The sequence below is a fragment of the Serinicoccus shuyuelongi genome (genome assembly GCF_045032955.1).
GTDB lineage: Bacteria > Actinomycetota > Actinomycetes > Actinomycetales > Dermatophilaceae > Ornithinicoccus.
The window spans coordinates 111,336-130,455 of sequence record NZ_JBJFZU010000006.1 but is presented as its reverse complement, the minus strand read 5'-3'; the positions used below and the strand labels follow the sequence as shown (position 1 = coordinate 130,455).

Sequence of the window (19,120 nt, the reverse complement as noted above, 5' to 3'; positions counted from 1 at the left end):
ACCTGAGAGGATCGCCCCATGGCCAACTTCGTCGACCGTGTCGTCCTGCACCTGCGCGCGGGCAACGGCGGCCACGGCGTGGCCTCGGTGCACCGCGAGAAGTTCAAGCCGCTGGGGGGTCCCGACGGCGGCAACGGGGGTAGGGGTGGCGACATCGTGCTCCGCGTCGACTCCCAGATGACCACCCTCATCGACTACCACCACGGCCCGCACCGCAGCGCCCCCAACGGCAAGCCCGGCGAGGGGGACGAGCGCAACGGCGCCCAGGGGGAGGACCTGGTGCTGCCGGTCCCCTCCGGCACCGTGGTGACCACCCGCGGCGGTGAGGTCCTGGCCGACCTGGTGGGCGAGGGGATGGAGTACGTCCCGGCCCGCGGCGGCCGCGGGGGCCTGGGCAACAAGGCGCTCGCCTCCCCTCGCCGCAAGGCCCCGGGCTTCGCGCTGCTCGGCGAGCCGGGGGAGGAGAACGAGGTCGTCCTCGAGCTCAAGACCCTGGCCGACGTCGCCCTCATCGGGTTCCCCTCGGCCGGCAAGTCCTCCCTGGTGAGCGTCTTGTCCGCGGCCCGCCCGAAGATCGCCGACTACCCGTTCACCACCCTGGTCCCCAATCTGGGCGTGGTGACCGCCGGCGGCGACCGGTTCACCGTCGCCGACGTGCCCGGGCTGATCCCGGGGGCGAGCGAGGGCAAGGGGCTGGGCCTGCAGTTCCTGCAGCACGTCGAGCGCTGCCACGTGCTGGTGCACGTCATCGACTGCGCCACCCTGGAGCCAGGACGCGACCCGGTGACGGACCTCGAGGTGATCGAGGCCGAGCTGGCGGCCTACGTCCCGCACGGCCGGCTCGGGGGCATCCCGCTGGCGGAGCGGGTCCGGGTGGTGGTGCTCAACAAGGCGGATGTCCCGGAGGCGCGTGAGCTCGCCGAGATGGTGCGCCCGGACCTGGAGGAGCAGGGGTATGAGGTGCACGTCATCTCCGCCGTCGCCCACCAGGGCCTCAAGGAGCTGACCTTCGCCCTCGCCGGTCATGTGCGCACCGCCCGCGAGGAGCAGGTGGTGGTCGAGCCGCAGCGGGTGGTCATCCGGCCCAAGGCGGTCGACGACCAGGGCTTCAGCGTGCGGCGGGAGAAGACCTCCTCCGGGGAGGACCTCTTCCGCGTGGTGGGGGAGCGGCCGACCCGGTGGGTCCGCCAGACGGACTTCACCAACGACGAGGCGGTGGGGTACCTCTCGGACCGGCTCAACCGGCTGGGGATCGAGGAGGAGCTGCTCCGCTCGGGCGCGGTCGCCGGGTCCACGGTGCTGATCGGCCCCGAGGACGACGCCGTGGTCTTCGACTGGGAGCCCACCATGGCCGGTGCGGAGCTGCTCGGCGCCCGGGGCACCGACCTGCGGCTGGACGAGCGCTCGCGGCCCACCCGGTCGCAGAAGCGGGACGAGTTCCACGACCGCAAGGACGCCGGGACCGCGGCGCGCGAGCAGCTCGAGGCGGAGCGGCGCGCCGGGTTCTGGACCGAGGACGACTGACACCACCGGGGCTGGGCCGTCCTGGGCCGGGTCCCCTCTGAGTGCATGAGTATGCGCTGACATGGAATAGTATTCGTCCTTATGGGTCCCAGCTCCGACCGCTCCGTCATCCGTGACGCGCACCGCGTCGTGATCAAGGTCGGCTCCTCCTCGCTCACCGAGCACGACGGCGGCCTCGACGACTTCCGCCTGCAGGCGTTGGCGACGACGCTGGCCAAGCAGTCGCTCTTCGGCACCCAGGTGGTGCTCGTCTCCTCCGGGGCCATCGCGGCGGGGATGGGGCCGCTGGGCCTCACCCGACGGCCCAAGGACCTCGCCACCCAGCAGGCGGCGGCCAGCGCCGGACAGGGCGCGCTGATGAGCGCCTACTCCCGTGCCTTCACGCTGCACGGGGTGGCGGTCGGGCAGGTGCTGCTCACCGCGGACGACATGCACCGCCGCAGCCACTACGTCAACGCCTCCCGTACCCTGGAGCGGCTGCTGGAGCTGGAGGTCGTCCCGATCATCAACGAGAACGACACGGTGGCCACCGACGAGATCCGCTTCGGTGACAACGACCGGCTGGCGGCGCTGGTGGCCCACCTGGTGGACGCGGACGCGCTGGTCCTGCTGTCCGACGTGGACGCCCTCTACACCGGTCACCCCTCCCGCCCCGGGTCCCGCCGGATCCCGGTGGTGCGCGGAGCGGAGGACATCACCGAGGTGGACGTCTCGCAGGCCGGGTCGCACGTCGGCACCGGCGGGATGACCACCAAGGTGGCCGCCGCCCAGATGGCCGTCGCCGAGGGCATCCCGGTGCTGCTCACCAGCGCCGAGCTGGTCAACCCCGCCCTCGCGGGCGCGGACGTGGGGACCCTGTTCACCCCGGTCGGCACCAAGAGCCCGGCGCGGCGTCGGTGGCTGGCGCACGCCAGCACCGCCTCCGGGCGCGTGGTCCTCGACGACGGCGCGGTCGAGGCGGTGGTCCGCCGGCAGACCTCGCTGCTGCCGGTCGGCGTCACCCGCGTCGAGGGACGGTTCGCCCTTGGCGACCCGGTGGACCTCTGCGACCAGCACGGGAAGGTCGTCGCCCGCGGCCTGGTCGGCTACGACTCCGAGGAGCTCAGACCCCTGGTCGGGCGACGGCTGCTGCGCGACCCCCGGATGCGCAGCGGCGACCCCGCCCCCCGACCGGTGGTCCGCCGGGACGACCTCGTCGTCCTCGGCGAAGGCATACCCACCCCGTGACCCCGACGCAGACCCGACCCCACCGCAGGAGCACCGTATGAGCACCACCATCGACCCCGACGTGATCGACCGGGTGGCGGGCGTGGCCCGGGCGGCCCGCGTGGCCGCCCGCGAGCTGGCGCTGCTGACCCGCGCCGAGAAGGACTCCGCGCTGCACGCGCTCGCCGACGCCGTCGACACCGGTGCCGCCGACGTCGTCGCCGCCAACGCCGAGGACCTGGAGCGGGGTGCCGGTGCCGGGCTGGCGGAGAACCTGCTGGACCGGTTGCGGCTGGACGAGACGCGGGTGCACGCGGTGGCCGACGCCCTGCGCCAGGTGGCGGGGCTGGCCGACCCGGTGGGTGAGGTGGTCCGCGGGTCGAGCCTGGCCAACGGCCTGCAGATCCGGCAGGTGCGGGTGCCGATGGGAGTGGTCGGGATGATCTACGAGGCCCGCCCCAACGTCACCGTCGACGCCGCCGGGCTGGCGCTCAAGAGCGGCAACGCGGTCATCCTGCGCGGAGGGTCGGCCGCCGCCTCCACGAACGAGGCCCTGGTCGGCCTCCTGCGGTCGGCGCTGGCCGGGCAGGGGCTGAACCCGGACGCCGTCTCGCTGCTCTCGGGCGGCGGACACGACGCGGCCCGGGCCCTGATGACCGCCCGCGGCCTGGTCGACCTGGTCATCCCGCGGGGTGGCGCCGGCCTGATCCGGACGGTGGTGACCGAGTCCACGGTCCCCGTCATCGAGACCGGCATCGGCAACTGCCACGTCTACGTCGATGCCGGCGCGCAGGCGGGGATGGCGACCGAGATCGTCCTCAACTCCAAGACCCACCGGACCTCGGTCTGCAACGCCGCCGAGTCGCTCCTGGTGCACCGGGACGCCGCGGAGCGGGTGCTGCCGGGCCTGATGGCCGACCTGGCGGCGGCCGGCGTCACCGTGCACGGCGACGACGCGATGAACCGGTATGCGCGCTCCGCCGGGGCGCAGCACGTCCCGATCAGTGCCGAGGACGACGACACCGAGTTCCTGTCCCTGGACATCTCGGCCCGGGTGGTGGACGACCTGGACGAGGCCATCCGTCACATCCAGGAGCACAGCAGCGGGCACACCGAGGCGATCGTCACCGACGACCGGGCCGCCGCCCGGCGGTTCACCACCGAGGTGGACGCCGCGGCCGTGCTCGTGAACGCCTCCACCCGGTTCACCGACGGCGGGGAGTTCGGCTTCGGCGCGGAGATCGGGATCTCCACGCAGAAGCTGCACGCCCGGGGACCGATGGCGCTGCCAGAGCTGACCACCACCAAGTGGGTCGTGGAGGGCGACGGGCAGGTGCGCTAGCCGGGCGGGAGCCGGGGCCGTCCGGGGGCCGGTAGAGTGTGCGTCATGACGCCTGCGCAGACCCTGCTGACGGCCGCCGAGGACGGTGGCCACCACATCGTCAACGAGCTGCCCTTCCCGCCGATCATGTTCGGCGTCTTCGCGCTGATCGCCTTCCTCGGGCTGCTCGGTCTGCTCTACTCCTTCCGCAACACCCTCGCCCTGGACCCGCACGGTGTCGCCGAGGGCGCGCACGACCCGGACACCGGGCGGGGCGGCAGCGCGCACTGATGCGCCTGGGAGTGATGGGTGGGACCTTCGACCCCATCCACCACGGCCACCTGGTGGCCGCGAGCGAGGCGGCGCACCTGCTGGGGCTGGACGAGGTCGTCTTCGTGCCCACCGGACAGCCCTACCGCAAGGACGTCACCGAGGTGACCGACGCCGAGCACCGGTACCTGATGACCGTCATCGCGACGGCGTCCAACCCGAGCTTCACGGTGAGCCGCGTCGACGTCGACCGCGAGGGCCCGACCTACACCATGGACACGCTGCGCGACCTGCACGAGGAGCGCCCCGACGACGAACTGTTCTTCATCACCGGCGCCGACGCCCTGGCCCAGATCCTGTCCTGGAAGGGTGTCCACCAGCTCTGGGAGCTGGCGCACTTCGTGGGGGTGACGCGTCCGGGCCACGTCCTCAGCGACGCCGGGATGCCCGAGGACAAGGTGACCCTGCTCGAGGTCCCCGCGATGGCCATCAGCTCCACCGACTGCCGGGAACGCACCGGCCACGGAGATCCCGTCTGGTACCTGGTGCCGGACGGGGTCGTGCAGTACATCGGCAAGTACGACCTCTATCGGAAGGACTCCTGAGTGGGAGCCACCCAACGCGCCGTCGAGCTGGCCCAGGCGGCCGCCGCTGCGGCCCACGACAAGCTGGCCACGGACGTGGTCGGCCTCGACGTGTCCGGGCAGCTCGCCCTGACCGACGTCTTCGTCATCGCCTCCGCACCCACCGAGCGGCAGGTGAGCGCCATCGTGGATGCGGTGGAGGAGCGCCTGCTGCAGCTGGGGTCCAAGCCGCTGCGGCGTGAGGGACGGCGGGAAGGTCGCTGGGTGCTGCTGGACTTCAGCGACATCGTGGTGCATGTCATGCACGCCGAGGACCGGGAGTTCTACGACCTGGAGAAGCTGTGGGGCGACTGCCCCCCGGTGGTGCTGCCCGCCCCCGACGGTCCGGGGGAGAGCCCCGTCGACCCCGGCTGAGCGGCCGGCTGTGCGACGCGTCCTGATCTGGCGGCACGGTGAGACCGAGCAGAACGCCGCAGGCATCTACCAGGGGCAGCTGGACACCTCCCTGTCCGCCCGGGGGCGGGAGCAGGCGGCCACGGCTGCGCAGCTGCTGGCGCAGCGGTCCCCGGCCCGTCTGGTGGCCTCCGACCTGACCCGCGCCGCGACGACGGCGGCCGCGCTGGCCTCCGCGTCCGGCCTCACGGTCGAGCCGGACCGTCGGTTGCGGGAGATCGACGTCGGGCGCTGGCAGGGGCTGACCCACCCCGAGGTGCGTGCCCGCTTCCCCGAGCTGCAGGCCGAGCTGGAGCAGGGCCAGGACGTCCGCCGCGGCGAGACCGGCGAGCGGGTGCGCGACGTCGCACGCCGGATGCGGGCGGTCTTCGACGAGGTGGTCGCCACCCAGGAACAGGACTCCACGGTGGTGCTGGCCAGCCACGGACTGGCCAGCCGGGCGCTGGTGGCGGACGTGCTGGGCATGGACTTCACCCGCCTCACCCAGGCCCTGGTCGGGCTGCACAACTGTCACTGGGCCGAGCTCGTCGAGCACGACATCGGGTGGCGGCTGGACGCCTGGAACACCGGCGCCCCCGCCGCCACCGGACGTTGAAGGGTCCGTGACGGGGCCCTGACCAGCGATTTGGTGTTTGCCTGCGGCCCTGGATAAAGTAGTCCAGTCCTCGAGCACGGGGCTGTGGCGCAGTTGGTAGCGCACCTCCATGGCATGGAGGGGGTCAGGGGTTCGAATCCCCTCAGCTCCACCGGACGAACGGGCCGGACACCGCAGTGGTGTCCGGCCCGTTCACGTCGAGGGGAGCTCGCATGTCGTCGGCCGCGGACTTCCGCCTGCGCGACGTCGCCGTGCCGGCCTTCGCCCCCAGCATCGTCAACGCCGTCGGCCTGGGCGCCATCACCCCGGTGCTGGCCCTGCTGGCCCGGGACCTGGGGGCCAGCGTCGGCCAGGCGGCCTTCGTGGTGGCCCTGCTGGGGCTGGGTAGCCTCGTCGGCTCGCTGCCGGCCGGCGCCCTGGTGGCCAGGATCGGTGAGCGGCGTGCCCTCGTGCTGGCGGGGGTGGTGGACGCGGCCGCGATGGCCCTGGCCGCGCTCGCCCCCTCGGTGTGGGTGCTCGGCGTCGCCGTGGTGGTGAGCGGGATGGCGTGGACGGTCTTCCTGCTGGCCAGGCAGGGCTTCCTCATCGTCGTGGCCCCACCGCAGCTGCGGGCGAGGGCCATGTCCACGCTGGGGGGCAGCCACCGGATCGGGGCCTTCGTGGGGCCGGTGGTCGGTGGTGGGCTGCTCGCGCTCACCCAGGACCTGCGCTCGGTCTTCTGGCTGGCGGCGGTGATGGCCCTGCTGGCCGCGCTGGTGGTGGTGCTCGCCCCGGACCTCACCGCGGAGCACGAGGGTGGCCCGGGACGGGCACGGCCGGAGTCGGTGCTGCGGGTCCTGCGCCAGCATCTGCGCACCTTGCTCTCGGTGGGTAGCGCCGTCGTGGTGATCGCCGGTGCGCGGTCGCTGCGGATCACCCTGCTGCCGCTGTGGGCGGACCATCTCGGCATCTCGGCCTCCACCACCTCCCTGGTCTTCGGGGCCGCCGCGCTGCTCGAGATCGCCCTGTTCTACCCGGCCGGCTGGGTGATGGACCGGCACGGGCGCACCGCGGTCGCGGTGCCGGTCGTGGCCCTGCTCGGCCTCGGTGTGCTCAGCCTGCCGCTCACCTCGGGTCTGGTCGGGTTCACCGCGCTGGCGCTGCTGATGGCGGTGGGCAACGGCCTCGGCTCGGGGATCGTGATGACCCTGGGCGCGGACACCGCCCCTGAGCAGGGGCGGGCGCAGTACCTCGGCGGCTTCCGGCTGACCGGTGACATCGGGGGAGCCGGCGGACCGCTGGTGGTCAGCGCGCTGGCCCTGGTGCTGCCCCTGGGGGTGGTCTGCCTCACCCTCGGGGCCGCCTGCCTCGCCGGCAGCGGCTGGGTGGCGCACCGGGTGTCCCGCATCGACCGCGGCCGTCGGGGGCTGGCCCGGGCGCAGCGGGACGCCCCCTGACCCGAGGGATGCAGCGGTCTCAGCCGCTGTCGCTGAGCAGGCGTGCCAGGCGCTGCAGGGCCGGCACCGCTGCGCGTGCCGTCTCGGGGGTCATCCGTTCCGTCGGTCCGCTCACCGACAGCGACACCTCCAGTCCGGCCAGCGGCACCGGCACCGCCACGCAGCGCACCCCCAGCTCCTGCTCCTCGTCGTCCAGCGCGAAACCCTGCTCGTGCACGCGCACCAGGTGCGCCTCCAGCCGGTCCGGGGTCGTCACCGTGTGCGGGGTGCGGGAGGGCAGGGGGCCGGACCCGAGCAGGGCCCGGCGGGTGGCCGGCGCCATCCGGGCGAGGGCGACCTTGCCGACCGCGGTGGAGTGCAGCGGGACCCGGCGCCCGACCTCGGCGAAGATCCGCAGCGTGTGCGGGGACGGTGCCTGGGCGACGTAGACCATCTGCGTGCCCTCCAGGACGGCCAGGTTGGCCGTCTCCCCGGTGGCCTGGACCGCGTCCCGCAGCACCGGGCCGGCGCTGCTGCCCAGCGCCCGGTAGGCCGCGTCGCCGACCCTCATCGCGGCCGGGCCGACGGCATACCGGCGTCCGGCGTCGTGCCGCGCCCAGCCACGCTGCACCAGGGCCCCCAGCAGCCGGTGCGCGGTGCCCTGGGCGAGCCCGAGGCGGCGGGACACCTCGGTCACCCCCACCGGGTCGGGCGAGGAGGCCAGCAGCTCGAGGATGTCCAGGGTGCGGTCGACGGACTGGACGCCCCGGGGACGGTCCGGCGGCGGGGGCGTCACGCCAGCTCCTGGCCACGGATCGAGGCGTCCAGCAGCACCGCAGTGTGCACCAGCGGCACCGGGCGACCGGCCCGCTCCAGGGCCTGGCCGATCTGCATGAGGCACCCCGGGTTGGCGGTGACCAGCAGCTCGGCACCCGTCCCCAGCACGGTGGTGGCCTTGCGGTCCCCGAGCTCGGCCGCGGTTCCTGGCTGCAGGATGTTGTAGATCCCTGCGGACCCGCAGCAGATCTCGGCATCCGCGATCTCCACGAGCCGCACGCCCGGTATGCCCCGCAGCAGCTCCCGGGGCGGGTCCACAACGCCCTGGGCGTGCCGCAGGTGGCAGGCGTCGTGGTAGGCCACCACCAGCTCCCGGCGGTGGGCGGTGACCGGGTGCCGGGGGGCCACGGGCCCCAGCTCGACGAGGATCTCGGACAGGTCGCGGACCCGTCCGGCGAAGGCACGGGCCCGCTCGGCGTACACGGGGTCGTCGGCCAGCAGGTGGGCGTACTCCTTCATCGTCGAGCCGCACCCGGCGGAGTTGACCACCACCTGCTCGACCCCCGCCGCCTCGAAGGTGTCCACCAGCGAGCGGGCCAGCGCCCGGCCCTCCTCCTCCCGTCCGCTGTGCACGGACAGCGCCCCGCAGCACCCCTGCCCGCGGGGGGCCAGGACATCGCACCCGTGCGCCGCCAGCACCCGGGCGGTGGCGGCGTTGACCTCGCCGAAGAACTCCCGCTGGACGCAGCCGGTCAGCATGCCGACGACGGCCCGGCGGGGACCGGAGGCCGGGGTGAGCTCGGGGACCTCGACCCGGGGGCCGAGCGTGGGGGCCAGCGACTGCATGGCCTCCAGCCCGGGTCCCGCCCGACGGGCGAGCCCGGTGGCGCGCACCGCACGCAGCAGGCCCGTGCGCTGCGCCAGACGCAGCGGCCCGCGCAGCAGCCGCAGCCGGCGCGGGTGCGGGAACAGGGCGAAGATCAGCGCCCGCAGCGCCCGCTCCCGGCGGGGACGCTCGACCCGTCGCTCGACCTGGGCCCGGGTCGCCTCCAGGATGCGGTCGTAGCGGACCCCGGAGGGGCAGCTGCTGACACAGGCCATGCAGCCGAGGCAGGCGTCGAGGTGGCCCACGGTCGCCGCCGTCAGCGGGGCTCCCTGGGACGCGGAGCTGATCAGGTCGATCCGGCCGCGGGGGCTGTCCATCTCCTCACCCCACAGGCTGTAGGTCGGACAGGTGGTGAGACAGAAGCCGCAGTGCACGCAGTCGTCCAGCAGGCCGGGGTCGGGGGGACGCACGTCGTCGAAGGCAGGGTCGGCCACCACCCGGGGAGGGCCCGGGACCCGCGGCATCCCCAGCGGGGTGGTCCGCGGGCGTCCGGTGGTGTCGTCGCTCATCTACAGTCCTCCCACGAAGCGCCCGGGGGAGAGCACCCGCCGGGGGTCGAACTCCGCCTTGACCCGGCCCATCAGCGCAAGCCCGGGGACCGGTCCCCAGGTGTCCACCCGGGCCCGGACCTCGGCAGGGGCCTCCAGCACCACGGTCGAGCCGCCGAGCCGCACGCTGGCCGCCCGCACCGCGTCGACCGCGGCGGCCGTGACGTCGGCGGAGGCGCCGGCGCCGCCGCCGGCGCCGTCATCGACGTCGGCGGAGGCCGCGTGCAGCACCCCGACGCCGGCCGACCCGGTGACCTCCAGCCCGTGCCGGGTCGCCACCTCCACCAGCTCCGCGACGCCGCTCAACCGGGCGGTGGTGCGCAGCAGGGTCCGGCCCGTGGCCCCCGGCAGGACGCCCCACCACGGGGGCGCCGACGTGCCGACGGCGAGGTCCGGAGCCTCCTCGACCAGGGCGGTGGCCCGTGGCCCGACCCCCGCCGCGGTGCCGGTGAGGAGGGCGGAGACCTCGACCGCGCCGCCGGGCACCGCGCGCACCTCGAGCCCGTGCAGCGCCAGCTGGGAACGGTGCAGCCCGGCCAGCACGGGCGCCAGCCGGTCCGGCGCCAGGTGCCCGCCCACCCAGCGTGCGGCGCGGGGCTGCGGGTGCAGCCGGACGGTGACCTCGGTGAGCACGGCGAGGGTGCCGAAGGAGCCGGTCAGCAGCTTGGCCAGGTCGTAGCCCGCGACGTTCTTGACCACCTTGCCGCCGGCCTTGGCGACGGTGCCGTCGGCGCGCACCAGGCGCACCCCGATGACCAGGTCCCGCAGCGCCCCGGTCCACAGGCGGCGGGGACCGGCCAGGTTGGTGGCGACCGCCCCGCCGAGGGTGCTGCCCGGGCCCCCTGCCGTCGCGACCAGGTCGTCGACGACCAGCTGGTGCCCGGCCTGGCCGACCACCTCCTGCAGCCGTGCCAGCGGGGTGCCCGCCCCCGCGGTGGCGATCAGGTCGCCCCGGGAGTGCTCCACCGGGCCGGTCAGCCGGGTGGTCTCGAGGATCACGTCCAGGGCCTCCGGGGGACGGCCCCAACCGATCTTGGTGCCGTGCCCGCGGGTCACCACCCGCAGCCGCTGCCGGTGGCAGGCAGCGAGCAGCGCCGAGACCTCCTCGGTGGTGGCCGGGGTGGCGACCACCGAGCCGGCGACCCCGCCGACCTGGTCCTGCGGACCGGCCGGACGCAGGGCGCAGATGCCGTCCAGCTCACGGTGCGGGGTGCCCATCAGAAGACCTCGACCCCCTCGAGGTCGACGGCCGCGCCCGCGGGCCCGGCGGGAGCGGGGTCGGCGGCGCCGACCCGTCGCGGTCGCTCACCGCACAACCGCGGGGTGGGGTAGATCTTGCCCGGGTTGGCGAGGCCCGCCGGGTCGAACGCGCAGCGGACCAGCTGCATGGTGTCCAGGTCCTCGTCGGTGAACATGCGGGGCAGGTAGCGGGCCTTGTCGGCGCCGACGCCGTGCTCGCCGGTGATCGATCCGCCGTGCCGGATGCACAGGTCCAGGATCATCCCGGAGACCTCCTCCGCGCGTTCGGTGGCACCCTGCTCGGCGGCGTCGAAGAGCACCAGCGGGTGCAGGTTCCCGTCCCCGGCGTGGAAGACGTTCGCGACCCGGACCCCCCGCTCGGCGCTGATCCGCCCCATCTCCGCCAGCACCGCGGGCAGCGCCGTCCGTGGCACCACCCCGTCCTGGACGATGTAGTCCGGGGAGATCCGACCGACCGCCGCGAAGGCGGACTTGCGCCCCTTCCAGATCTCGGCCCGCTCCGCCGCGTCGGTGGCCACCCGCAGCTCGAAGCAGCCGTGCTCCCGGCACAGCCGCTCCACCTCGGCGAACTCGTGCGCCACCTCGCCGGCCGGTCCGTCCAGCTCGACGACCAGCACCGCGCCGGCACCCTCGGGGTAGCCGCAGGAGACCGCCTTCTCGGCAGCCTCGACGGCCAGGGCGTCCATGATCTCGATCGCGGCCGGGATGATGCCGGCGGCGATGATCGCACTGGTCGCCGCGCCGGCCTGGTCGATGGTGGGGAAGCCGCCGAGGGCGGTGCGGACCTCCTCGGGCAGGCGGGTGAGACGGACCACCGCCCGGGTCGCGATGCCCAGCGTGCCCTCGGACCCGACGAAGGTGCCGACCAGGTCGTAGCCGGGGGAGTCGGGAGCCTCGGTGCCGATCCGCACCTGCTCGCCGTCCGGGGTGACGAGGTCCAGGGCCAGCACGTGACCGGAGGTGAAGCCGTACTTCAGGCAGTGCGCCCCGCCGGAGTTCTCGGCCACGTTCCCGCCGATCGAGCAGATCTGCTGGCTGCTGGGGTCCGGGGCGAAGTAGTACCCCACCGGCTCCGCCGCCCGGCTCACCGCCAGGTTGATCACCCCGGGGTCGACCACGGCGCGCTGGTCCTCGGCGCGGACCTCGTGCAGCGTGCGCAGCCGGCTGGTGACGACGAGCACCCCGTCCGCGTGCGGCAGCGCCCCACCGGACAGGCCGGTGCCCGACCCGCGGGCGACGAAGGGGACCTCGTGCCGGGCGCAGGCACGGACCGTCGCGGCCACCTGCTCGGCACTCTCGACGAGCACCACCAGCGCCGGGATGACCCGGTATGCCGCGAGCCCGTCACAGGCATACGTCTCCCGCTGGGAGGGGTCGGTGAGCAGTCCGTGCGCGGGCAGGACACCCTCCAGCTCGGCCAGCACCTGCTGCACGCCCGTGGTCATCCCCGGCCTCCTCGCCGCTCGTCCGTGCCCACCCTAGTGACCGCCCACGGCTCAGGGCAGCGACGCCGAGGCGCGGACGGTGAGGAAGTCGACGTACTCGCCCAGGGCGAGCTCCAGGAAGAGGTCGACCGCCTGCCGGTGGGCGTCCGGCCCGCCGGGCAGCCCGGTCAGCACCTCGTCCGTCAGCGTGCGCACCAGCTCCGGGGTGACCTGCTCGCCGGTGTCCAGGACGACGCCGTGGTGCACCCACTGCCACACCTGGCTGCGGGAGATCTCCGCGGTGGCGGCGTCCTCCATCAGGTGATGGATCGCGACCGCGCCCTTCCCGGTGAGCCAGGCGGCGAGGTACTGCACGGCCACGTCGATGTCGGAGCGCAGCCCGGCCCGGGTGGCGCGGCCGGGGGTGGCAGCGACGTCCAGCAGCTCGGCGGGCCCGACCCGGACGTCCTCCCGGGTGCGGTGCAGCTGGTGCGGGGAGTCGCCGAGCACCGCGTCGAAGACCTCCCGGCAGGTCTCGACCATCCCGGGGTGCGCGACCCAGGAGCCGTCGAAGCCGTCGTCCGCCTCCCGTCGCTTGTCGGCGGTGACCCCGGCGTACGCGATGGCGTTCGCGTCCTCGTCCCGGGACGGGATGAAGGCGGACATGCCGCCGATGGCGTGCGCCCCGCGCCGGTGGCAGGTCCGCACCAGCAGCTCGGTGTAGGCGCGCATGAAGGGCGCGGTCATCGTGACGGAGTTCCGGTCCGGCAGGATGTACTCGGTGCCCCGGGTGCGGTACGTCTTGATCACGCTGAACAGGTAGTCCCACCGGCCGGCGTTGAGCCCGGCCGCGTGCTCACGCAGCTCGTAGAGGATCTCCTCCATCTGGAAGGCCGCCGGGTAGGTCTCGATGAGGCAGGTCGCCCTGATCGTGCCGCGCGGCAGGTCCAGGGCGTCCTGTGCCAAGAGGAAGGCGTCGTTCCACAGCCGGGCCTCGAGGTGGTGCTCCAGCTTGGGCAGGTAGAGGTAGGGCCCCTTGCCCGCGTCCAGCTGCAGGCGTGCGCTGGCGCAGAGGTAGAGGGCGAGGTCGACCAGCCCCCCGGCCACCGGTTCCCCGTCCACCAGGACGTGCTTCTCCTCCAGGTGCCATCCCCGTGGCCGCATCACGATCGTCGGGTTCCGTTGCTGGTCGGTGCTCTCCAGCGCGTACTCCTTCCCGGTCGGCGAGGTGAAGGAGATGGTGCCCGCGACCGCGTCGCGCAGGTTGATCTGGCCCTCGACGACGTTCGCCCACAGCGGGGTGTTGGCGTCCTCCTGGTCGGCCAGCCACACCCGGGCGCCGGAGTTCATGGCGTTGATGGTCATCCGGCGGTCGGTCGGGCCGGTCATCTCGACCCGACGGTCCACCAGGCCCGGGGCCGGCGGGGCGACCCGCCAGTCCGGGTCGTCCCGGACGTGCCGGGTCTCGGGGAGGAGGTGGAGGTCGGTGCCCTCGGCGACGGCCTGCACCACCCGGGCCCGGGCGGCCAGCCGCTCCCGCCGGGCCGGTTCCAGCGCCCGGTGCAGGCTGGCGACCAGCTCCAGGGCGGTGCGGCTGAGGATCTGCTCGTAGCCGGGGCGGAGCTCACCGGTGACCAGCACCCCCTCGGGCAGGTCCAGGGTCGGGGTCATCGGGGGAGCAGCCATGGCATACCTTTCGTATGGTGGAACACCAAGTTTGTATGGTGGAACTCTAGCGGTGGTGGCCGTGTCCGTCGAGGGGGCGCCCGAGGTCACGCCTACGCTGGTCGTATGCCCGCCGCCCGTCGTCTCCGTCGGCGCGGACCGGCCCGGTGGGTGGTGGGCGTGGCGCTGGTGCTGACCCTCGTCACGGTCTCCCTGAGCACCGGCTTCCTGCTGCGGCCCGCGCAGACGGTGCAGCAGGTCGCGCTCGCCCGGGTAGTGCCTGCCGTGCACTCCGGGCAGGTGGTCACCGCGGACCAGGCCCGTGGCCTGCACCTGTACCTGGTGCCGCACGCGGACGACGAGCTGTCCGGGTGGACCTCCCTGGCCGACGGTTCCGACCTCTACCCGGTGCTGGTGCTGCTCACCCAGGGTGAGCAGACCGCCCGCTGCACCCCGGAGGTGCTCGCCACGCACCTGGAGGTCGAGCTCGGCGAGCGTCCTCCCGAGCCGGACCCGACCACCGGCCGGGACACCCCCGCCTGCCGGCAGGCCCGCTGGGACGCCTTCCGGGCCTCCCTCGGCGAGGCCGCACGGCATACCCCGGCGGTGGACCTGTCCGGTGCGCAGGAGACGACGGCCACCCTCGGCGGGTCGCCGGCCGTGCTGCTGCGCGGACGCGGCGCCACCGTGGTCGCGCTCGACCTGGGTGACGGACGGCTCACCCCCGAGGCGGTCGGCGAGGCGGTCGCGGAGGTGCTCGCGCTGTCCGGGACCGCGCTGCCGGACCTGCCGCTGACCCGGGTGACCGCCTCCGCCTATGTCGGCACCGGCGCCGACGGCGCCGACGACCCCGACGACTCCTCGGGCTGCGGCTCCCCGGCCCTGTGCCCGGCCGGGGAGCGGGCCTACGAGTACGCGCACGAGGACCACCGCGCCGCCATGCAGGCCGCCCGGGAGCTGGCCCCCCGCACCACCGAGGGCTCCTTCCTGGTGACCTACCCCTCCGACCCCGCGGCGACCGAGCACCGGGCGCTGCCCCCCGAGGTGTACGACGCCTTCATGGAGCTGGGTCCCGGTGCCCCGGACAGTGCCCGCCGGCTGGGCAGCCACCAGCGGATCTACGGCTGGCTCGGCTTCCCGGACGTCTGGCGGGTGGGGGACCTGCCCCTGCAGAGCACCCAGGTCGTCTTCCCGCGGGTGCAGTCCTACGAGGTGGTCGCCCCGTGAGCACACCGGCCGTGGGAGCACCGGCCCCCACCCGGCCCAGGGTCATGTCGCTGGACGTGGCTCGCGGGCTGTTCCTCATCGCCTCGGTCACCACCGCCTCGGCGCTGCCGCCGTCGGCGCCGTGGATGACCCACCCCGCCTGGTTCGGGGTCACCCCGTACGACCTCATCTTCCCGCTCTTCGTGACCCTGTCCGGGGTGGGCCTGGCCTTCGCCTACCGCAGCCCGACCCGGGTCGCGGTGACCGCCCGGCGGGTCCTGGTGCTGCTCTCGGTCGGCGTGCTCTACACCGCCGTGCACGGGGACCACTACCAGCTCTCCACGCTGCGCGTGACCGGGGTGCTGCAGCTGTACGCGCTCCTGGTCCTGGTGTCGGCGGTGCTGCACCAGGTCACCCGCAGCGCCTGGGGGTGGGCGGTGGTCACCGGGGTCACCGCGCTCGTCGGCGCCGTGGTCTACCTCTGGGCCCAGCAGCAGTGCCCCGGCTCACTGCTCACCCCCGAGTGCAACCCGTCCCGGTGGATCGACGGGCGCCTCCTCGGCGAGCACATGTATGCCCAGGGCCGGGCCGGGCACGACCCCGAGGGCCTGGTGGCCGCCGCCGGGGCCTTCCTCACCGCCGCCGCCGGGACCACCGCCGGTCACCTCGTGCTGGACGCCCGGCACGGGTCGCCGCGGGTGGGAGTGGTGCGGCTGTCCGCCTGGACCATCGCGTGCGCCGCGGCCGGCGTGGCGCTGGCGCTGGTGGTGGAACCCTTCAAGCGGCTCTGGACGCCCAGCTTCTCGCTGCTCGCCGGAGCCCTGGGGCTGCTGGTCCTGCTCGTCGCCTACGTGCTCGTCGACGTGCTGCCGCGCCGGCGGGCCGCGCGGCTGCGGGACCGTGCGTCCTGGCCGCTGGTGGCCCTCGGACGGCAGTCCCTGCTGGTCTACTTCGGGTCGCACCTGCTGGCGGTGCTGCTGATCCGCCACGGTGAGCCCCCGCTCGCCCAGCGGCTGGGGGAGTGGGTGCCCCTGCCCGGGGGGCCGGAGGTCGGCTTCGTCGTGCTGAGCCTCGCCCTGTGGTGGACGGTCGCCATGCTCCTTCACCGGGCCGGGATCTACGTCAGGGCGTGACCGTTCGCCCGCCGTCGGGCCCCGTGCGCCACTAGGCTGGCCGCGTGCCAGGCCACGAGATCGAGATCAGCGCCGAGGAGCGACCCAGCGGGCAGGAGCTGGTGGAGCTCTACGACGCGGTGGGCTGGTCGGCGTACACGACGGACCCGCAGACGCTGGAGGCGGCGGTCCGCGGCTCGACCCAGGTCGTCACCGCCCGCTACCAGGGGGAGCTGCTCGGGTTGGCCCGGGTGGTCTCGGACGGCGCCAGCATCGCCTACCTGCAGGACGTCCTGGTCCGCCCCGAGCTGCAGCGCGAGGGGGTCGGCCGGGCGCTGGTCGACGCGGCGCTCGCCCCGTTCTCCCGGTGCCGGCAGCAGGTGCTGCTGACCGACGACGAGCCGGGGCAGCGCAAGTTCTACGAGTCGCTCGGGTGGAGCGAGATCCGGGACCACGGGGACGGCCGGCTCCGGGCCTTCGTGCGCTTCACCGGACCCGAGACACAATCGTGACCTAGTTCACCCATCCGTCCTGCTGGTGGTTCCGAATCACCAGCATGAACACTCCTGGGAGCACCACCGCGCGCCGCATGGCCGGCGCGGCGACCGGCCTGGTGGCCGGCGCCAGCGGGCTGCTCGTCGGTGAGGGTGTGGCCCGGGTGCTGGACGGCACCGGCCCGGTCGTCGCCGTGGGCAACCGCGCGGTCGACCTCACCCCTCGCCCCGTCAAGGAGTGGGCCATCACCACCTTCGGCGCCGCCGACAAGGCCGTGCTGATCGGTGGCGTGCTGGCCACCGTCGTGCTGGCGGTCCTGGTCCTGGGCTGGTTCGGCTCGCGTCGTCGCACCCCGACCGTGGTCGGGATGGGCATCCTGGTCGCGCTGGCCGCGGCCGCGATGATCATCAACCCGGCCCCCTCCTCCGTGCTCGCCCTGAGTGCCGGCATCGGCGGGATGGCGCTGGTCGGGGTGGGCGGCTTCGCCTGGATGCTCACCCGGCTGCCGAGGTCGACCACCTCCCGCACCAGCCCCTTGAAGCCGGGAGAGGACGCCCCCGGCTTCGACCGGCGCCGCTTCCTGGTCGCTGCCTCCACGGTCGCCGCGGCCGGTGCCGCCGGCGGCGCGGCCCGCGGTCTGGTGGGCGGGTCGACCGGCTCGGCCGGGGTGGCCCTGCCGACACCGGGCTCCCTCGCCCCGGCGGTCCCGGAGGGCGTCAGCTTCGACGTCGCGGGGCTGAGCCCGCACCTCACCCCGACGCCTGACTTCTACCGGGTGGACACGGCGCTGCAGATCCCCCAGGTCGACGTGCAGGACTACGTGCTGCGGATCACCGGGATGGTCGACACCCCGCTGGAGCTCACCTACCAGGACCTGCTGGACCGCGAGCTCGTGGAGCGCCGGATCACGCTGACCTGCGTGAGCAACCCGGTCGGCGGGGACCTGCTCGGCAACGCGACCTGGATCGGCATACCGATGCGGGACCTGCTGGCCGAGGCCGGGGTGCAGTCCGGCGCGGACGCGGTGCTGTCCACCAGCGTGGACGGCTTCACCGCGGGCACCCCGCTGGACGTGCTCACCGACGACCGGGAGGCCCTGGTCGCGGTCGGGATGAACGGCGAACCTCTCACTCCCACGCACGGCTTCCCGGTGCGGATGGTGACGCCCGGCCTCTACGGCTACGTCTCCGCCACCAAGTGGCTGACCGAGCTCGAGGTGACCCGCTTCCAGGACTTCACCGCCTACTGGACCGACCGGGGGTATGCCGCGCAGGCCCCGATCAAGCTCTCCTCCCGGATCGACGTGCCCGCCTCCTTCGCCCAGCTGGAGGCCGGCGAGGTCACGGTGGCCGGGGTGGCCTGGGCCCAGACCGTCGGCATCGAGCGTGTCGAGGTCCGGGTGGGCGACGGCTCCTGGGACGAGGCCGAGCTGGCCACCGAGGACAACGACCAGACCTGGCGCGCCTGGCGCCACACCTGGGACGCCGAGCCCGGCTCCCACCGCATCGAGGTCCGCGCCACGGACCGCGACGGAAACACACAGACTTCTCGTCGGGAGCCCATTGCTCCGGACGGGTCAACCGGGTGGCACAACGTGACCGTCAGCGTCGCGTGAGACCACCGCACCCCCAGAGAAAGGAATGCATGATGCGTATCTCCAAGGGACTCCTTGCGGTGTCGATGGCCTCGATGCTCGCCCTGTCCGCCTGTGGCGGCGAGGCGGAAGAGCCGGCCGCCGACGACACGGCCATGGAAGAGACCACTGAGGACATGGCCGAGGAGGACATGGAGTCCGAGGACGACATGGCCGCCGAGGACGACATGGCCACCGAGGAGGACATGGCCGACGACGAGATGGCCACCGAGGACGCCATGGGCGACCCGGCCGCCAACCTGGTCGGGGCCGGCTGCGCGGACTACGCGGAGCAGGTGCCGGAGGGCGACGGCTCGGTCGAGGGCATGTCCCAGGACCCGGTCGCCGTGGCGGCGGGCAACAACCCGCTGCTGACCACCCTGACCGCCGCAGTCTCGGGTGAGGTCAACCCGGACGTCGACCTGGTCGACACCCTCAACGGTGACGAGTTCACCGTCTTCGCCCCCGTCGACGAGGCCTTCGAGGCGATCGACGAGGAGACGATGACCACGCTCGGCGAGGACTCCGAACTGCTCAGCGGCATCCTCACCTACCACGTCGTCCCGGGTCAGCTGACCCCGGACGAGGTCGTCGGTGAGCAGACCACCGTGCAGGGCGAGACCGTCGAGATCACCGGTACCGGTGACGAGCTGATGGTCAACGGCGCCATGGTGATCTGCGGTGGCGTGCAGACCGCCAACGCCACCGTGTACCTCATCGACGAGGTCCTGATGCCGCAGGGCTGA

General features: G+C 73.8%; 18 protein-coding genes and 1 tRNA gene. 14 read left to right on the top strand and 5 right to left on the bottom strand.

What is annotated here, in order from left to right:
- Positions 1–18: 18 nt before the first annotated feature.
- The 9 genes from obgE (at position 19) to ACI3EY_RS09735 (ending at position 7,389) form a co-directional block, all read left to right on the top strand.
- The gene (gene obgE, locus ACI3EY_RS09775) at positions 19–1,524 is read left to right on the top strand and encodes a GTPase ObgE (RefSeq protein ID WP_405037543.1); all 1,506 of its coding nucleotides are present in this window, start codon (positions 19–21) and stop codon (positions 1,522–1,524) included.
- Positions 1,525–1,605: 81 nt separating this feature from the next.
- Positions 1,606–2,751, top strand: coding sequence for a glutamate 5-kinase (proB, locus tag ACI3EY_RS09770; protein WP_405040283.1), 1,146 nt, complete (start codon positions 1,606–1,608; stop codon positions 2,749–2,751).
- Between the two features lie 37 nt (positions 2,752–2,788).
- A complete protein-coding gene (locus tag ACI3EY_RS09765) occupies positions 2,789–4,072 on the top strand; it encodes a glutamate-5-semialdehyde dehydrogenase (protein WP_405040282.1) in 1,284 nt (427 codons plus the stop codon).
- 45 nt (positions 4,073–4,117) lie between these two features.
- Positions 4,118–4,342, top strand: coding sequence for a hypothetical protein (locus ACI3EY_RS09760; protein ID WP_405037546.1), 225 nt, complete (start codon positions 4,118–4,120; stop codon positions 4,340–4,342).
- Between the two features lie 14 nt (positions 4,343–4,356).
- Positions 4,357–4,926 (top strand): nicotinate-nucleotide adenylyltransferase, encoded by a 570-nt coding sequence (nadD, locus tag ACI3EY_RS09755; RefSeq protein ID WP_405037619.1) that lies wholly within the window; start codon positions 4,357–4,359, stop codon positions 4,924–4,926.
- Positions 4,927–5,319: a ribosome silencing factor gene (gene rsfS / locus ACI3EY_RS09750; protein WP_405037547.1), complete on the top strand. Its 393-nt coding sequence runs from the start codon at positions 4,927–4,929 to the stop codon at positions 5,317–5,319.
- A gap of 10 nt (positions 5,320–5,329) precedes the next feature.
- The gene (locus ACI3EY_RS09745) at positions 5,330–5,953 is read left to right on the top strand and encodes a histidine phosphatase family protein (protein WP_405040281.1); all 624 of its coding nucleotides are present in this window, start codon (positions 5,330–5,332) and stop codon (positions 5,951–5,953) included.
- A gap of 78 nt (positions 5,954–6,031) precedes the next feature.
- Positions 6,032–6,104, top strand: a tRNA-Ala gene (locus tag ACI3EY_RS09740).
- Between the two features lie 61 nt (positions 6,105–6,165).
- On the top strand, positions 6,166–7,389 hold the full coding sequence (locus ACI3EY_RS09735) for an MFS transporter (RefSeq protein ID WP_405040280.1): 1,224 nt from the start codon (positions 6,166–6,168) through the stop codon (positions 7,387–7,389).
- A gap of 19 nt (positions 7,390–7,408) precedes the next feature.
- Here ACI3EY_RS09735 and ACI3EY_RS09730 read toward each other — a convergent pair whose 3' ends face one another.
- Genes ACI3EY_RS09730 through aceB form a run of 5 tightly spaced genes read right to left on the bottom strand, consistent with a single transcriptional unit; the run spans position 7,409 to position 13,949 of the window.
- The gene (locus ACI3EY_RS09730) at positions 7,409–8,164 is read right to left on the bottom strand and encodes an IclR family transcriptional regulator (protein ID WP_405040279.1); all 756 of its coding nucleotides are present in this window, start codon (positions 8,162–8,164) and stop codon (positions 7,409–7,411) included.
- A complete protein-coding gene (locus tag ACI3EY_RS09725) occupies positions 8,161–9,540 on the bottom strand; it encodes a (Fe-S)-binding protein (protein ID WP_405040278.1) in 1,380 nt (459 codons plus the stop codon). Before ACI3EY_RS09725 ends, ACI3EY_RS09730 begins: the two co-directional genes overlap by 4 nt.
- Positions 9,541–10,797, bottom strand: coding sequence for an FAD-binding oxidoreductase (locus tag ACI3EY_RS09720; protein ID WP_405040277.1), 1,257 nt, complete (start codon positions 10,795–10,797; stop codon positions 9,541–9,543). It lies immediately after the preceding gene.
- Positions 10,797–12,284, bottom strand: coding sequence for an FAD-linked oxidase C-terminal domain-containing protein (locus ACI3EY_RS09715; RefSeq protein WP_405040276.1), 1,488 nt, complete (start codon positions 12,282–12,284; stop codon positions 10,797–10,799). Before ACI3EY_RS09715 ends, ACI3EY_RS09720 begins: the two co-directional genes overlap by 1 nt.
- Positions 12,285–12,335: 51 nt before the next feature.
- Entirely contained in the window at positions 12,336–13,949 is a 1,614-nt protein-coding gene (aceB, locus tag ACI3EY_RS09710; RefSeq protein WP_405040275.1) for a malate synthase A, read from the bottom strand.
- 105 nt (positions 13,950–14,054) lie between these two features.
- Here aceB and ACI3EY_RS09705 point away from each other — a divergent pair, with 105 nt between their 5' ends.
- The 5 genes from ACI3EY_RS09705 to ACI3EY_RS09685 are packed head-to-tail and all read left to right on the top strand — an operon-like array spanning position 14,055 to position 19,120.
- Entirely contained in the window at positions 14,055–15,155 is a 1,101-nt protein-coding gene (locus tag ACI3EY_RS09705; protein WP_405040274.1) for a hypothetical protein, read from the top strand.
- Positions 15,152–16,267, top strand: a complete 1,116-nt coding sequence (locus ACI3EY_RS09700; RefSeq protein WP_405040273.1) for a heparan-alpha-glucosaminide N-acetyltransferase domain-containing protein — start codon at positions 15,152–15,154, stop codon at positions 16,265–16,267. The genes ACI3EY_RS09705 and ACI3EY_RS09700 overlap by 4 nt, the downstream gene beginning before the upstream one ends.
- A 44-nt stretch (positions 16,268–16,311) precedes the next feature.
- The gene (locus ACI3EY_RS09695; RefSeq protein WP_405037557.1) at positions 16,312–16,758 is read left to right on the top strand and encodes a GNAT family N-acetyltransferase; all 447 of its coding nucleotides are present in this window, start codon (positions 16,312–16,314) and stop codon (positions 16,756–16,758) included.
- A gap of 44 nt (positions 16,759–16,802) precedes the next feature.
- Positions 16,803–18,356 (top strand): molybdopterin-dependent oxidoreductase, encoded by a 1,554-nt coding sequence (locus ACI3EY_RS09690; RefSeq protein ID WP_405040272.1) that lies wholly within the window; start codon positions 16,803–16,805, stop codon positions 18,354–18,356.
- Between the two features lie 32 nt (positions 18,357–18,388).
- Positions 18,389–19,120 carry a fasciclin domain-containing protein gene (locus tag ACI3EY_RS09685; RefSeq protein WP_405040271.1) on the top strand — a complete coding sequence of 244 codons (732 nt, stop codon included), beginning with the start codon at positions 18,389–18,391 and terminating at the stop codon, positions 19,118–19,120.